This is a genomic window from Streptomyces sp., assembly GCF_036524955.1.
Lineage (GTDB): Bacteria > Actinomycetota > Actinomycetes > Streptomycetales > Streptomycetaceae > Actinacidiphila.
The window spans coordinates 14,761-31,510 of the sequence record NZ_DATDBG010000284.1; the positions used below are offsets into that span (position 1 = coordinate 14,761).

General features: G+C 73.8%; 7 protein-coding genes. 1 reads left to right on the forward strand and 6 read right to left on the reverse strand.

Features of this window, described 5'->3' with window-relative positions:
* Window positions 1-114 precede the first annotated feature (114 nt).
* The 6 genes from VIW71_RS22785 to rplF form a co-directional block, all read right to left on the reverse strand.
* Complete coding sequence (locus VIW71_RS22785) at window positions 115-1,356, reverse strand: S8 family serine peptidase (RefSeq protein WP_331624378.1); 1,242 nt, start codon at window positions 1,354-1,356, stop codon at window positions 115-117.
* Window positions 1,353-4,712, reverse strand: a complete 3,360-nt coding sequence (locus VIW71_RS22790; protein WP_331624380.1) for a right-handed parallel beta-helix repeat-containing protein — start codon at window positions 4,710-4,712, stop codon at window positions 1,353-1,355. Before VIW71_RS22790 ends, VIW71_RS22785 begins: the two co-directional genes overlap by 4 nt.
* Before the next feature lie 58 nt (window positions 4,713-4,770).
* Window positions 4,771-5,862: a hypothetical protein gene (locus VIW71_RS22795; protein ID WP_331624381.1), complete on the reverse strand. Its 1,092-nt coding sequence runs from the start codon at window positions 5,860-5,862 to the stop codon at window positions 4,771-4,773.
* 235 nt (window positions 5,863-6,097) lie between these two features.
* The gene (locus VIW71_RS22800) at window positions 6,098-6,544 is read right to left on the reverse strand and encodes a hypothetical protein (protein WP_331624382.1); all 447 of its coding nucleotides are present in this window, start codon (window positions 6,542-6,544) and stop codon (window positions 6,098-6,100) included.
* A 69-nt stretch (window positions 6,545-6,613) separates the two neighbouring features.
* Window positions 6,614-7,255 (reverse strand): type VII secretion system-associated protein, encoded by a 642-nt coding sequence (locus tag VIW71_RS22805; protein WP_331624383.1) that lies wholly within the window; start codon window positions 7,253-7,255, stop codon window positions 6,614-6,616.
* Between the two features lie 73 nt (window positions 7,256-7,328).
* A complete protein-coding gene (gene rplF, locus VIW71_RS22810; protein ID WP_331624387.1) occupies window positions 7,329-16,397 on the reverse strand; it encodes a 50S ribosomal protein L6 in 9,069 nt (3,022 codons plus the stop codon).
* 142 nt (window positions 16,398-16,539) lie between these two features.
* Between rplF and VIW71_RS22815 the strand changes: the two genes are divergently transcribed.
* The coding region (locus VIW71_RS22815; RefSeq protein ID WP_331624384.1) for a hypothetical protein at window positions 16,540-16,750 on the forward strand (211 nt) is incomplete at its 3' end.

Genomic DNA, 16,750 nt, shown 5'->3' on the forward strand with positions numbered 1-16,750 from the left:
GCGTCCAACGCGTCACCAACGAACGGCCAATGCTTCCAACGAGGCTCGCGTTAGCGGCCTGAGCTGGGAATTCGTCCCGGATCCGGGTCGCGCCCAACGCGGCCGGGAGTTCCGTCAGGGGCCGCCGGGCCGCCAGCCGCGGCGACGGCCGCGCGGGAGGACGGCGCCGGCTCCGGCCACCAGGGCGGTCACCGCGAGGGCCACTCCCCCGACCAGGAAGGCCCCGCCGGCGGCGGAGCGGCCCGCGACCGGCGGCATGGCGAGGTCGTCACCGGTCGCCAGGGCGGGCGGCACGGCGCCGTCCCGCTCCTCGGGCAGGACGGCGGAGACCGCGGCGACCGGGTCGACGGTGCCGTAGCCGACCCGCGGGTCGGGGACGGCCGTACCGGCGTGGTAGGCGGTGGACTCCAGGCGGTGGACGAGCTGCGGGCCCGTCAGGCGGGGGCGGTGGCCGAGCGCCAGCGCGGCGGCACCCGCCACGAAGGCGGTGGCACAGCTCGGGCCGGTGGCGGTGAAATAGCCGGTGCCCGCCGGGCCGGTGCTCATCACGGACTGACCGGGCGCGACCAGGTCGACCCGGCCGGCCGGGGTGTCCTGCCCCGGTGTGCCGCCGGGGCCGATGGAGGCGACAGCGAGCACTCCCGGATAGGCGGCCGGGTAGGACGCCCCCGGCCGGCCGGGGGCGTCGGCGGTGGCGGGCGCGACGACCACGGCCCCCTTGTCGAGGGCGTACCGGACGGCGGCGGCGAGCGCCGGGCTCCCCGCGGCGGCGGGCGCGGCGATGTCGACCACCCGGGCACCGCCGTCGACCGCTGCCCGGATGCCCTGGGCGAGCAGTTCGGCGTTGGTGGTGCCCGCCTGATCGGTGACGCCGACCGCCAGGATCCTCGCCTGCGGCGCGATGCCGGCGAATCCGACGCCGGGGACGCGGCCGGCTGCGATCAGCCCGGCGACGAACGTGCCGTGGCCGACGCAGTCGGGCGCCGGGCCCGCGTCGTACTGACGCGGTGCCACGGTCAGCCGGCCGCTGAGGGCGCCCGACGCGTCGTCGACTCCCGAGCCGACCACGGCGACGGTGACGCCGCCGCCCTGGCTCAGCGGCCAGGCCGCCTCCGGCCGCAGGTACGCCTGCGCCCAGGGGATCCGCGTGGTGATCCGGCCGGAGCCCTTGCGGCAGCCGTTCTGCCGGAAGTCGGGGAGGGACTGGGCCACGCCCGGAAGGGAGGTCGGCTCGGCGCCCGGTGACGGCGAGGGCACCGGTGACGCCGTGTCCGCCAGGGCGGTCCCGGCCGACAGCAGCAAAGTGCCGCACAGCACGCCCGCGGCGAGCACCCGAGCTGTGCGCCGGCCGTTCACGAGAGCCGTCCGGCCGGCGTGACGGGCAGGTCCTGCGGCAGCAGCAGGCTGAGTTCCGACAGGTCGCCGACCTCCAGCCGGCTGAGCCGCCCCGCCTGGCGGGTGATCATGGTCTCCAGGGTCTGCCGGGCGAACCGGCCGTTGCCGAAGTTGCGGTCCCGCGGCACCGAGCCGAACAGGGCCAGCAGCGCCTGCACGGTCTCCGGCACGCAGACGTAGCCCGCCGTCCCGGCCTGCCGCCTGACGATCTCGACCAGTTCCTCGTCCGCGTAGTGCTCGAAGGCGATGTGCCGGGAGAAGCGGGAGGCGAGCCCGGGGTTGGAGGCGAGGAAGCCCCGCATCTCCTCCTGGTATCCGGCGACGATCACCACGACCTCGTCGCGGTGGTCCTCCATCAGCTTCATCAGGGTGTCCACCGCCTCCTGGCCGAAGTCGTTGCCGGCTCCGCCGCGCGGCGTAAGGGTGTAGGCCTCGTCGATGAACAGCACACCGCCCCTCGCCCGCTCGAAGGCCTCCTTGGTGAGCTGCGCGGTGTGGCCGACGAAGCGGCCGACCAGGTCGGCGCGGGCCGTCTCGACGAGCTGGCCGCCCGGCAGCACACCCAGCTCCGCCAGCAGCCGGCCGTAGAGCCGGGCCACCGTGGTCTTGCCGGTGCCCGGCGGACCGGCGAAGACCAGGTGGTGGCTGATCTTCGCGGTGGGCAGCCCGGCCTCCTCGCGGCGGCGGACCTGCCTGATCAGGTTGACCAGGTCCTCGACCTGTTCCTTGGCGGCCGGCAGACCGGTCATCGCCCGCAGCTCGTCGAGGAGTTCGGTGCTCCGGGCGGCCTCGGTCCCGGCGGCGGGCCGGGCCAGCGCCGCCGCGGTCTCGGCGTCGACGTCCCCGGGCAGCAGCACCGCCAGGTCGGCGTCGCCGATCTCCGGCAGGACCGCGAGCCGGGAGGCCTGACGGTCCACCATCTCCTCGAACACCTTGCGGGCCGCCCGGCCGTTGCCGAAGTCCGCGCCCTTGGGCATCCGTGCGAAGTGGGCGGCGAGTGTCTCCCGGGTCCCCTCGGCGAGCTCGTAGCCGTGTCCGGCGGCGGCCGTCTCGACGATGGTGGTCAGCTCGTCGTCCGAGTAGTTCGCGAACTCGACGGTCCGGCTGAAACGGGAGGCCAGGCCCGGGTTGGAGTCCAGGAAGCCGCGCATCTGCTCGGAGTATCCGGCGACGATCACCACGATGTCGTCCCGGTGGTCCTCCATGAGCTTCACCAGGGTGTCGATGGCCTCCCGCCCGAAGTCGGGTCCGCTCCCGCCGCCCTGCGAGAGGGTGTACGCCTCGTCCAGGAAGAGCACGCCGCCCAGCGCCTCCTTGAACACCTCCGTGGTCTTGATCGCCGTTCCGCCGATGATCGAGGCGACCAGGTCCGCCCGGGCCACCTCCACCAGATGGCCGCCGCGCAGCACACCGAGCTCGGCCAGGATGCTGCCGTAGAGCCGGGCCACCGTGGTCTTGCCGGTGCCCGGCGGACCCGCGAAGACCAGGTGACGGCTCATCGGCAGGGCCGGCATGCCGGCCAGTTCGCGCCGCTTGGCGAGCCGGTTCAGGTTGACCAGTGTGGCGACCTGGTTCTTGACCCCGTCCAGACCGACCAGGGCCTCCAGGACGGCCAGCGGGCCCTCCGGGTCGACCCGGGCGGGCACCCCGTCCGTCAGGACCGTCTCCTGGGCGATCGCCTCGCCCGGACTCCGGTCCGAGACCTCGGCGGTGGCGGAGCCGTGGACGTCCGGCGCGCCGTTGTCCCGGCTGCTGAGTCCCTGCACCGCCAGCCGTGAGCTGGGCCTGGTCTGCCGCAGGCCGGAGCCGCGGTTCTCGGTCGCCGTGCAGTCGGTGACCCGGACCGGTTCGGCGGACTCGATCCGGATGCCGTCCATGGAGTTGTCGGCCACCTCGCACTGGGTGAGGCCGGCCCGGGCGCCGGGCGCGATCATGACGCCGTGCCGGCGGTTGCCGCGTGCCCGGGAACGGGTGGCCGTCAGCTCGCCGCCGTCCTCCACGACCAGGCCGTCCTGCGCGGAGTCGGCCAGGTCGCAGTCGCGCAGCGTGGCGGTGCCGCCGCCGCCGACCGAGATCCCGGCCGAACCCGAGTCCCGTACCGAGGTGCTGCCGACGTACACGTTGCCACCCTCGGCGATCCGCACGCCCGCCTGGCCGGTCGAGCCGATCTCGGACGACTCCAGCCGTCCGCGCCCGCCCCGCGCCACCTCCACGCCGTGGCCGCGCACGTCGAGGACGGTCAGGCGGCGCAGCAGCGGGTTGGCGCCCTCCTGGACGCTCACCCCCGTACCGGCCACGTCGCGGACCTCCAGCCGGTCGAACTCGGGCACGCTGTCGCCGGCCAACCGCACCCCGGCGTCGCCGCAGTCCCGGACCGCGGCCCGGCTGAAGGAGGGGCCGGACGACTCGCCGACCCAGATCCCGACGCCCTCGGCCCCGCTGACCTCGCACTCGTGGAAGACGCCCCGGGACCTGGCGGTCACGTGGATGCCGTGCCCCTTGGTACGGGACGTGCGGCAGCGGCGCAGCTCGGGGTCGGTGCCGGCGGCGAGCACGATGCCGTGCCCAGCCGTCCCGGTGACGGTGCAGTCCTCCAGCACCACCCGGGAGCCGGAGCTGATGTAGGCGCCCACCAGGACGTCCCGGACCGTCGTGCGCAGGACGCGGGTCGAGCTGTTCTCCTCAAGGGCCAGGGCCGGCTTGTCGGTCACGGAGATCTCGCAGTCCTCGATCGAGCCCCGGCCCTGGCCGTTGGCGCACACGCCGTTGCCGCGGGCGTCCCGCAGGACGCAGCGGCGGACCACCGGGTTGGCCCGCTCGCCGATCACCACGGCGGAGGTGGCCAGGTGCTCGATGACGCAGTCCTCGATCACACTGGTCCCACTGGAGGTCTCCACGATGCCGGCCCCGGCCGGGTTGATCACCCGGCAGCCGCGCATCGCCAGCGAGCCCTGCTGCCGGGTCAGGACGGCGGTCCAGGAGTTGCCGATCACCTCGCAGTCCTGCAGTGCGGCCTGCCCGCGGGGGACGTCGACGGTCGGCAGGTCGTCGTCCTGGCCCTGCAGCACCAGGCCGGTGAGCTGGACGGCCTCGGCCACGACCTGCACCACCACGCCCTGGCTCGGTGAGACCTTGACGCTGCCCCTGGACTCCTCGGCGGTGATGGTGACCATCTTGGTGATCACCAGGTTCTCCTCGTACCGGCCGGGTCGCACGGAGATCACCGCTCCGCTGCGCGCCACCTGCAGGGCCTCGCCGATGGTGCGGTAGGAGCCGCCCTGCGACTCCGCGCACACGGTCAGCACATGGCGCGACATCCTCGGTCTTCCCTTCGTCCTGCGTCGTCCTGATCTGATGGGCCGTCTGCGGGGCCGCTCACGCGGTGCAGGTCACCCGCACGGGGGCCGCCGCGAGATGGGCGTAGGTTCTGGTGGTGCCCGACCAGTCGAGTCCCCGGTCGTGCAGCATCACGGCGATGCGGCCGTCGCTCACCGGGAAGGTGCCGGCGCCGACCCACTGGCCGCGATGCGCCGTCTGGTCGATCGAGAACGAGCCGATGGTGCCGCTGCCCGGGGCGAACTGGCTCTGGACGGTGTAGTACGCCGGCCTGCCGCCGACCACCTTGATGTCGCTGTTGCCGGGGATGTACACCGAGACCTGGCACGTGCCACGGGAGACCGCGCCGGTGGTGAAGGTCCAGACGGCGGAACTGTCCATGTCCCTGCGCGCGTCGCCCGACATCGGCATGGCGACGTAGCTGCCCCGGCAGTTGTCGCCGGTCCAGCCGCCCTTGGTGGAGACGTTCCAGCCGTCCTGGCCCTCGGTGAACCAGTTGTAGTGGGTGAAGCCGACGCCGCTGGTGGAGCACCACGGCCCGGCGACGGCCCGGAACGTCACGGGGGCCGGCGCCCTGGTCGCGGGGGCCGGCTCGGGCGCGCTGCCGGAGCGGGCGGTCCGCCGGGTCACCGCGGGCTGGGGCGCGCCGCGGGTGACCGTCCGGGCCCGTGGAACGGTCACCGGGGCACCGGCCACCACAGCGGGGGGCGAAGCCTTGGGGGACGGCGTGGTGGACGACGTGGGGCCGGCCGGCACGCCCGGGGCCACCCCCGCCGCCGTGCCGCGCGAACTTCCGTGGTCGTCGAAGCCCGGCACGAAGCCGTTCGTGCCGCCGCCCTGCTGGCTGAAGCCGGCCGGCGGGGGCTCGGGCGGGTCGTGGTGCGGCCCTGTACCGCCGATGCGGGAGAGGCCCAGGGGCAGGCCCATCAGCACCACGCCTGCCATGGCCGCGGCGGCGATCATCGGCCGGGAGATCCGGCCCGGGCGCCCGACCGGGGCCTCGCGCGGCTCCTCCGGCGGCAAGGCCCGGGCTTCCTCGGCCGTTGCCGCCCCGGCGGCGGGCGGCGTCCCGGGGACGTCCCCCCGGACCTCCTCGGACGTCTCGGACGTCTCGGATGTCTCGGATGTCACCGCCGGGACGGTCGGAGGCACGACGGCGGGCGCGCCGGGATCCGTCCGGGGCGCGCCGGGTGTGCTCTGCTCCTCGACCTCAACGGCCCATGCCACGGCGGGCAGCCGATACGCCGTCGCGCTTCGGCCTCCGGGTTCGGTCCCGCCGGCCTGCTGTTCCCTCGCCATGTGTCTGCCCTCTGCCTCTCGACGACTGTCCGTACGTTTCTGGGGGCGGGCCCGGCCCGCCCCGGCCTCAGCCGAGCCTCCAGACCGCCTCGTCCTGGGCCGGCGGGGTGAGGATGAACGCGACCGCCTGCTCGGCGGTCTCCTGGTCCGGGGTCCACGGGGTGCCGTCACCCCCCAGAAGGTGGGCGAGCAGGTCGGGCTCGGGCGCCAGGCCGTACTGCTCCAGGTAGTAGGTGACGGTGTCGGTCCAGATCCAGCGCCCGTCCGTACGGAAGTTCATCGGGACGACCGCTGTGCGGGCCGGGTCGACCACGTCGTCCATCAGCGTGGGCGTCATCAGTACGGCGGTGCCGGCGTTGAGACGCTCCACCAGCAGCCCGAGCCGGTCCGGGTCGTGGATCACGGTGTGCTCGTCCGTGAAGCCCGGCCCGGTGACCGGGTCGACCAGGTCGAAGACGGCGGCCAACTGGAACCGCGGGGCCTCCGGTACGCCGCCGGGGGTCGGTTCTGTCACGGGGTGGCTCCTGTCGTGCGGAGGTGTACGGGTTCTCGTCGTTGCAACGGACGGCGGCGTCTGCCGAGTTCAGCGGCCGCCCGCGGGACCCGCGGGCCGCGGCTGCTCCTCGGACCGCGCGGCACGCAGGTCGTCGGGGCTCAGGCGCATCGCCACCGGTCCGCCGTGGTTGAGCAGGACCCAGTGGCCCGGCGGCAGCAACCCGGCGAGTTCGGCGGCGCGGATCGCCCCGTACGGCGGGTCGCCGGCCGCCGTCACCTGGGCGGCCGAGGAGAAGACCCGCACGGCGGGCCTGCCGTCCGGCAGTTCGACGACGTCGATCGCGCCGTTCCCGTCCAGGGCGACCGCGAGCGGACCGGCTGCGAGCGCCCGGAGCACGTCCTGCGGCGGCCCGTAGCCGGTGGCCGAGAGCTGAACCGCCGCGTCGACCGGGTCGGTCGGTTCCGGCCACGCGTGGGCGAGCGGGGAGGGACGGTACTCGCCGTTCTCACGGAACTCGGTGGGTTCACCGCCGCCGTCCGACCACCACTCCCCGATCAGCGCCCACCCCGGGGGCGGCCCGTCCCCCCGCCAGGTCGGGTCGACCAGGCCGATCCACTGGTCCGGCGAAACCCTGGCCGCCGCCCGGACGGAGTCGGGTACGGCGTCGGTCCCGACTCCGGACCGGGTGGGATCCGGTTCGGTCGCCGGTGCCGCCTCGTTGTCCGCCACGTACGTCGCCTCCTGTCGGTTCGGGTTCCGCTGGGAGAACGGGGGCCGCCACCGGGCGGGTTCAGGCCGGCCCTCACCCGGTCCGGGAAGGGCCGCGCGGAGCCGGCGGATGCGGCCCCGGCCCGGCGGGAGACAGAACGTCCGCGATCACGTCGGCGACCGAGCGGGGGCGGGGCCGCGACGGCTCCGCCGCGGCGGGCTCGGGCTCCGGCTCGCCCGGGGGCTCGGGTACCGTTCCGAGCGACGGCTGGTGCGGGACCGCGTGCCCGGCCTGCTGCTCCCCCTCCGTCGCCGGGCCGACCGGGCCCGGCAGCGGTTGTCCCCCGGCTCCGGCGGAGTGCCGCCGGGAGCCGCCCGCGAAGGGCTCACGGACCGGCGTCATGGTGGGTGGTCCATCGTCAGCCCGGCTTTCGATCTCGCGGATGACCTCGCCGGCGTAGCCGACGCCCTTGGCCTTGTACGGCTCGGGCATTCGCAGGTCGCGAATGTAGGCGGCCACCTCGCCGACCTTCTGCTTGTCGATGCCCTCGACCGAGAACCTGGTCGGGGACTCGACCGTGAAGGAGACGCCCTCGGGGGGCTGGACGAGAATCGGGTGGCTGTAGCCCAGAGCGAACTCCAGGTCGGCGCCCTTGGCCTGGACGCGGTAGCCGACACCGCTGATTTCGAGCTGCTTGCTGTAGCCCGCGGTCACGCCGGTGATCATGTTCGCCACCAGCGCGCGGGACAGGCCGTGCAGGGCCTTCGAGACACGCTCGTCGTCGGGGCGGGTGACCAGCAGCATGCCGTCCTCGTCCTTGGCGATCTCGATCGGCGCGGCCACGGTGTGGGTGAGCGAGCCCTTGGGGCCCTTCACCGCGACCGTACGGCCGTCCAGGGTGACGTCCACTCCGGCGGGAACCCGCAGCTTGCCGATGCGCGACACCGGCGCCTCCTCGCCGGCCGTCCCGTACTGCGGATGGGCGGAGCGGACCGCGCCGTTGCCGGTCCCCCCGGCGTCCGACGCCCGCACAGGACGGTCCGCGGCGGCCGGCTCGGACGGCGGGTCCGCGAGTCCCACGGACGTCGACCAGTCGAGCATGGGCAGCCGTACCGACGGGCCCTGTCCGGGCGGGTCCGAAACCGGAAGGTCCGGACTCGGCGAGTCCGCACCGTGCAGGTGCGTACCCGGCCGGTCCGAACCGGGCTGAGCCGGCGAACCGGTCCGCGTCGGCTCCCCCGCTTCGGCCGGTTCCGCCCGGTCACCGGGCGGAACCGGCTCCCCGCTCCCGACGGTCGCCGGATCGCCACGCCCCGCTTCGCCGTCCTCGATGGGACGGCGGCTGGGTCCGGTGGGCTCGGTGGCGGGCCGGGAGGGCCCCGCCTGCACCTCCTCCGCGTGGATTCCGGTGTCCGGCGCGCCGCCGGCCGACCCGAGGCGTGCCGTCCGCGTGAGGCTCTCCACGGTGAGCGGTCGGCCTCGGACCTTCGCCGACCGGGCGATGTCCAGCAGCCGCAACCGGTCCGCGGTGGTGACCTCCGCGGAGAAGCCGAGACCGAGGACGTCCCGGACGAGCGGGTCGAGGTGTCCCACCCGCAGCTCCCCGGTGTGCCCGTACTCGCGCGCCAGGACGTCGGACAGCCGGCGTACGCCGGTCAGCACGGTGAGGCCCGGCTCGCCCTCCTGACCGTCGAGTCTGCGGCCCACCCCGATGATGTCGCGCATCCGCGCGAGCAGGGTGTCGTCCATCGGGGTCTGCTGCCCGCCCAGCGAGCCGAGGCGGGGCCCGCCGCGGCGCAGACCGGTCTGCCGGGCCAGGTCCGCCAACTGCTCCGGCGTGTGGTCGACCCGGTCCGCGGGGTGCTCGTCGAGGTGGACCTCGACGCGTACCTGGGGGTGTACGGGCAGCTCGCCGTCGCCGTCACTCCCTCCCATGAGGGCGCGCACCCGGTCGGGGTCGCGGATCTCCAGGTCCTCGACCACCCGGAAGTGGTGGGCGCGCACCGGCTGGGAGATCGAGGCGTCGTCCCGCTGGATCGCCTCCAGGCGCGCGTCGAGAATCTCCCGCAGCCGCGTGCTCACCTGATCCCGCTGAACGGTTCCCTGGCTCCGTTCACCGGGCAGCGCGTGCGAGGTGATCCGGATCTCCGGCAGGGACATCCCCTGCCGGATGCGCCAGAGCGCCCCCTTGGCGATCCGGCCGGCCAGGGACTCCAGCCGTGCGACATCGTGTGCGGACAACCGCTGTGTCGAGGGGTCCGGTTCGAGGTCCAGCCGCGCGTTGTCCAGGCCGCTGGCGAGTACCAGGACGACGGGGTTGGTCATGGTGCCGCGCGCCGTCGTGTCGTCCAGCATCGCCCGGGTCTCGAAGAAGTTCTCCCCCTTGGCCCGGCCGTGCATCGAGAACCACCACATGTCACCGTCGAGCCCCATGTCCTCGCCGGAGATCGTCAGCAGCGCGCGGCGGGCCTCCGTTCTCGCCTGCTTGAGCGCGGATTCCAGGAGTGCCGTGCGGTGTGACGGGTCCTCGTGCCGTGCCGCACCGGGATGGTCCGACGCCGTGGCGGGCTTGGCCAGCTCGTGTTCGGTCTCCCGGATCTGGACGATCAGCCTGGCGAGCTCCAACCGCGGGTCGCCGGGACTCAGCTCGCCTCGCTCGACCTGCTGCCCGAGTTCACTGCGGATCTCGTCGATCCGCGGCCGGTAGTGCTCGATCGTCGCGGTGAGCGTCTCGTCGAGCAGCGCCCGGGAGCGGCGGTTGAACCGCGCGTTCTCCAGGGTGATCTGATGCGTGCCGTCCAGGCTTTCGACCACGACCGGCGCGAAGTGGTACCCCCAGGTCGTCGGCCGCTCCTCCGAGGCGCCTTCGACCGTGCGGGAGAAGTCGTGGGTGAACAGCCGCTCCCAACCGCTGGTCTTGTGGGAGACGGCCTGCATCAGATAGGCCTCCCCCGGCTGTGCCCACGCCTCCTCGTTGATGCCTGTGCTGCGGACCTTGCGGGTGAGTTCCCGGCGCAGTCCGGCGCCGGCCGGGTGCGAGCGGTTCAGCGCCCGGCCGTACTTCTCCCCCGGGGTGGGCCAGTCGCGCTCCGGCTGGGTCCGTGCCTTCTCCGTCAGGGTCTTGGCCCACTGCGGCCCCGCCTCGGTCTCGTCGTTCCGGCCGGCGGAGTCCATCAGTCCGGCCACCAGATGGTGGGTGCCGCCGACCTCGGCGTCGCTGGCGGTGTTGACGAAGGCGATGGCCGTGCTGCCGGTACCGCCCTCCTCCGGCGGCCGGACGTCGTGCAGGACGGCGTGCGTGTGCGTGCCACCGAGCACGTCGTGGGAGAAGTCCCGGCAGATCCCGGACGGGTCACCGTCGAACTCGACCGACACCTTGAAGAGGCGGACCGTCCGCTGGTCGTGTTCGAACTCGATGGACACCTCGTCGTTCAGTACGAGCCGGGCCTCGCTGCCGTTCTGCCGCAGCCGTACGTTCCCGCGCTCGACCACTTCGGGAAGCGCGTAGAACTCCTTCGGCCGGCCCGCGACCTGCGCGATGGCCAGCGAGGCGTCGTGGGACAGGCGCACCTGTGGGTGGTCCTCGGTGATGAGCGACCGGACCGCCCGGTGGACCGGGAAGGTCTGCGCGTCGTGCCCGGTGCCCGTCTGCACCACACGTCCGCCGTTCCGGTAGGCGTCCCGGCGGCTGAAGGCGGCCCTGCGGGACCGTTCGGCCAGCGAACCGCCCGGTGGGGGGCCGTCGCCGTGCGCGGTGACGACGCGGTAGTTGTCGATGAGCACGGACGGCCGGGCGTCCCGGCGTGACGGTACGGTCCGGGTCCCGGTCTGCGGGAGCGGGGGCGCGTGCACCGGGGCCGGCCCCTGATCGGTGGGCAGGTCGGGCCGATCCCGCCTCGCCGGGTGGTCGGCGCCGAAGGAGACGGCGCCGGCGGCGGGCGTGAGGTGTTCGTCCGGGCCCGCGTCGACGAACGGGGACTCGGTCCGCGGCCGGAGAAGGGGACCGACCGGTTCCGTGACCGCCTGCCCACCGGCGTGCGCCGGCGGGCTGAACCTGACCCACCCGGTGCCCGGCAGCAGCGCCGGCTTCACCCCGTCGGGCGTCGCCTTGAAGCCCACCGCCCGGGAGGCGACGAGCTCCGACGTACCGCCGCCCAGCGGTGTGAACCACACCGGGCCGTCCGCCGCGTAGGCGTCCGCCCGCACACCCCTGTCCCACAGCACCCGCATCACATCGGCCACGAACGACGGATCGGCCGCCAGGTCGCACGCCACCAGACGCAGCGGCCGTTCCCCGTCCCACGCGCCCCCGTCCCGCAACGCCAGCACGTGTTCGGCGAACGCCTGCGCCGACATCACCGCACCGTCACGCACCGGCCGGTGCTGCGCGCCGATGTGCATCGCCACGGTGAAATAGCGGTCGGCGTCCGGCACGCGCGCCAGCGCCCGGCTCGTGCGAGCCTGCACCGCCGCGTCCGGATGGCCGTCGCCCACCCAGTGCGCCACGTTCGCTCCGGCGGGGGACGGCGGGCCGTCGCCGGGGTCGTACGGCACCGGCCTCCCGTGCTGCTCCCCCGGCGACGCCGTGCCGCGGCCGAAGGAGACCGCCTGGTCGAGCGCGTCGTGGGAGCCTCCCTCGGACAGCGTGTAGCCGGGGGGAACCGGCTGGGTGTTCGGCCGCTGCTCGCCGTCGACGACGAGGTGGGCGCCCAGCTCGTCGACGAACAGCTCACCGTCGTGCGGGTCGACCGTCATCCGGAGCCAGCCCCCGCCGGGGACGACGCGCGGCCTGCCGGAGCTGTCGATGACGACGCCGTCGCCGACCACGAGATGTCCGGGACCCACGTGGTCGAGCCCGCCGTCGGGCAGGACGCTCGGCACGTGCCACAGATCACCGTCGGGCGCGTACGCCTCCAGGGGCAGGTGCGGGAGCTGCTCGTGCAGCAGGAGCATCGTCTCGGCGGCGAAGGAGTACTCGTGCCCGTCGCCGAACCGGCAGGCCGGGAACTGGAGCGGCGTCTCGCCGTCCCAGACACCGCGCTCGTGGAGCTCGGCGAGGACGACGGCGAACTCGGCGGGGGTCACGTCCTGGCCGTTCCACACCGGGGTGCCGTCGCCGCCCGTGTGGATGGCGACGGAGAAGAAGCGCTCGTCCCGCGGGAAGCGGGCGACCGCCGCCGCGCGGCCCGGGTCCGAGCCCTCGCCCTGGAGCAGGCGCGTACCGGACGCGTGGGCCGAGCAGAGCGCCTCGACCATCTCCGAGATCGGGTCGCCGCCGGACCGCGTGACCTGCTCCTCGGACGCCGGTGTCCGGTCGGCTCCGCCGAACTTCCGTACGCCCTCGGTGGGGTTGGCGTCGGTCATCTCGGTGTCCTCGGCACGGTGCTGCCGCGCCGACGCACCACCGCCCCGGGGAGCGTCCTGCCGTCCTGCGGAACGCGGTCGGCTCGGCCCGGCGGCCGAGGTCTCGGTCCGGCGGGCATCGCTCGTGTGGGACCGCTTGGTGCCGCGGCCCGGTCCGTCCTCCGGGCTGCGGCGACGCTTGGTGGCGCGGCCTGCCCCGCCGTCGTCCCCGCCGAGCACCGTGCGGCCGACGGGCTCGTAGTGGTTTCCGCTCAGCCGGAGGCGGATCACCTGCCCGGGCTGGAGCGGCCTGGACCGGCCCCGGCCGGGCACGCGCAGCGGCGTGACCGTGTGCTCCGTACCGTCGGCGTCGATGACCAGCCTGGCGTTGAGCGCGGAGGCCACCATGGTCGCGGCCAGGTCGCCGGCGGGTCCGTGCCAGTTCCCACTGAGGGCGATCGTGGTGACCAGATCGTTGATGTCGACGCCCCGCTCGTTCGCGAAACGCACCACCTGGGTCAGGTTGTCCGGTGTCAGCATCCAGTCGAGCACCGTGTTGCGCAGGTGCAGGGCGGTGTCCGGACCGACGTCGATACGCCGTACGGCGTTGACCGCGTGGTAGAGGCAGTCACCGTCGGCGGGAACACCGGACTCGGACCGGACGGGCTGGTCCCGCCGTCCGACGCCCTGTGCGGGCCGGGGGCGGGTCGGGAAGACGTCCAGACGTGAGAGTTCCCGGTGCCCGAGGATGTCGGGCTCGAACCGTACGTAGGCCAGCTTGCGGCCCAGGATCAGTTCCTCCGTCGACAACGCCAGTTCGAGGGCCGCGTGGAGCTTGTGCTCGCCCTGGATGCCCGCCTCGGCCGTGAAGGGACCGCCGACCGGGGCGGAGACGGCGCTGTTCAGGACGTTCTCCGGCCTGTCGCCCAGTTTCGAGGCCATCGGCAGCTCCGACGGCTGCCCGGGCGTCGCGCCCCCGGTACGCGGTCGCAGCGGCTGCTGCGTCTCGTAGACGTCCCTGGAACGCGGGGCGTAGATCTTCCGCACGGCCGCGAGTTCCACGCCGTCCTTGGCGCTCTTCCCCTGGAAGAGACGGTCGAGGACGGTGGTGAGGTTGGCATGGGTCTGACCCAGTACGCCGTTCTTGTCGATCAGCGTCTGGGACAGCCGGGAGAGGTCGGTGGAGGTCGCGCCGTCCACGAAGTCGGTGCGGAACGCCTCGCCGCGGTGGGGCAGCCGGTTGTTGGCGGCGTCGGCGGCCACCTGGGCGTGGATCTCGTCGCGGCCCCGCGGCATCGACCGGTTCTCCCGCGCCGGGGTCCGGGAGTCCGGAACCGGGACGGAACCGGCCCGGCCGTCCATGTGCGGCTCGTGGTGCTGCCGCAGCTCCCAGCCGTTGAGCTGGTTCAGGTCCTGGCCCAGTCGGGCGAACTCGGCCGCGCCCTCGCCCCAGCTGAGCCGCGGGCCGCCCCGGTCGTCGCGAAGCAGCACGGCCGCGCCGTCCACGAACAGGTTCGGCTCGGGTGCGTACGGCAGCAGCGGGTGGATCCTGGCCTGGTTCTGACGCGCGATCATGTCCCTGCGAACCGCCTCCTGGAGCCGGTCGAGGTGGTGGTCCGCCAGTTCCGGGTCCACAAGCTCCGGCGGGACCTTGCCGACCGGGTACCGATTGATCGTTTCGGTGAGCAGCCGGTGCAGATCGGCGCGGTCCGGCATGCGGTACCCACCGATGTAGGCCAAGGGCCGGACCGGGGGCAGGTCCCCGTGTTCGATCCTCAGCTGCCGCTCGACCCGGTTGAAGATGTGACCGCCCTCGGCTGTCATCCGGGACCCCCGGTCGAAGTCCTGGACGCTCAGGTACGGGTGGAGGCCGTTCTTGACCATGGCACCGATGAGCTGGCGGGTGGCCTCGTCGTGCATGACGGCGTTGCGCATCCTGCCGTAGGGGAACCTGCCGCCCTTGGGCTTGAAGGTGGCCGGCACCACCGCCACCGGCAGACCCAGATCCGCGACCGCCCTGCGGGTGGCACTCACCGCCTCGTTGAGCTGGGTCTCGCTCCCCGACTCCGCGTTCACGCCGACGACGACGGCGACCCGGTTGTCCATCCCCTCCATGCCCTGGGTGATGGCATCGAGGACCTCGCGGATCTGCCCCACGTCCTTGTGGCTGACCATGGTGTTGATCACGAACCCCAGCGGTCGTCCTCCGCCCTCGCCGGTTTCCTCGACGAAACGGAGGTACTCGTTTTCCGTGAGCCGTCTGCCGGTCCGCCGGTCCCCTCCGATCGCCTGCCAGAAGGCGTCGTTCCCGTGGAAGCCGGGCGGTGGTGCGGGCAGGGCGTGCGAGGGCTCCGCCAGGATGGGCATGGCGGGGGCGGTGATGGTCATCTCGTCGAAGGCATGCACCTCGGATGCCAGGCTCTCGTCGCTGCTGGACCGGTGGGAGTCCGGTGTTCCGGGCTGGGCGGACCCGGTGGCCGTCGGTGTACTCGCCACCGACGAGTCGTCGGGCGAGGGCGAACGCCACGCGTCGGGGGTGCCGATCTCCATGGCGTCCGGTGCCGGCCGTGACGCGGTGTCGCGCCGGGTGCCGTCGAGGCCGCCGCGGGCGGCTGCCCTGAGCGTGTCGATGTCGAGCGGATGTCTGTCCACCGTCGACGCGAGTTCCAGCAGCCGGGTGACGGCCGCCGGACCGGCGGCCGGGTCGGCCGGGTCGGGCAGGTCGGGCAGGTCGGGCAGGACCCTGCGGGCCAGGTCGCGGAGGATGTGCCCCGGATCGGAATCGCCGGCCACCGGGGAAAGGTCGGTGAGGGCCCGGAGCGCGCGCGTGCCGGTGAGCGTGACGGGCCTCTTCAGCTCTTCCCTCAGGTAGCGGGCCAGGGCCACAACCGTGGTGCGGTGCCCGCTGTCCACCGCCGTGCCCGGAGGCAGGCTCATCACGTCGCGCACGACCCGGTCGACGTGCTCCGGCGTCTCCCCGGCCACGCCCTGCCTGCGCGGCGCCGCGTCGAGGAGTTGTCGAAGGGCGTGGATGTTTTCGAGGGAGAACGGGATACCCGACTCGTGCGCCGTGAGGGCGAGGCGCTCAAGCCTGGGGTAGGCGTCCGAGGGGAGTGTTCCTTCGACGGGCACCTCGAAGACCCGGTGGGCCATGAAGCGAAGAATCCTCCGCTCAGACCAGTCGGCGACCCTTGCGGCTCTCCCCCGCAGATAGTCGGTGAGCATCTTCCTCGGGTCGGCCTTTCCCGCGGGCTCGGGGGCAGCGTGCGAGTCCGTGCGGACGGCCTCGGGCGCGGGGCGGTCCTCCCGCCGCACCCGGTCACGGCTCCCGCCCGACCCTGCGCCATCCGAACCGGAACGGTCCTGCGGACGCAACCGCTCACGACTGCCGCCGGCCCGCGCACCTTCCGTGGAGCGGCCCTCCCGCTGCGCCGGCTTGACGTTCAGGCCGGCGAGCAGGCCCGCACGGGTGACGCGCCCGCCCCGATGCACCACGGCGGCGACCTCCACCAGATCGGCTGTGGTTCGCGGACCGCGCGGGCCGCCCACCAGCTCATGTGCCAGGTCGTCGAGCCTCTGCCGGGTCGGATCGGATCCGACCAGCCGGGACAGGGCGTGAAACCCGCGGAGGGTGTCCAGGTTGACCGGCAGGTCCAGGTCGGCGAGAGCGTGCGAGTGGTCGAAGACCTCGCGGAGCATGTCGGAGGTGACCCGGGAGTCGTCGCCGGCCCCCAGGACGGTGCGGACGAGCCCGTCCAGGGCGGTGCGGCTGACCGTGGTCCGGCCCTCGACGCCGGTGGCGCGGAAGAGCGTCCGCACGTCCCGGAGGCTTCCCTCCGCCAGCGGCCCGGTCAGCAGAAGCCCGAGCCGCTCCGCGGTGTCCGTGTAGACCGCGAGCCGATCGAGCTGACGGCTTGTCAGCGTGGTGCGGTCCGGCTGCCCGAAGAGCCATCGGGCGGCGTTGTCCTGGAGCGTGGTCCTGGCGTCCGCGGACAGCGGAGCCGGCGGTGCGGCCCGCCGGGGCGACGAACCCCCGGCGCTCGACCTGGCCGAACGGGAGTGCGCCGTCTCCGACCGACCGCCGCGGGCTCCGGGCGGCGGCGACTGCTGCGACCGGCTGAACGGCGACCGCTCACGGGACCGTTCGCTTCGTCCCGGCTGCGCGGCGAAGG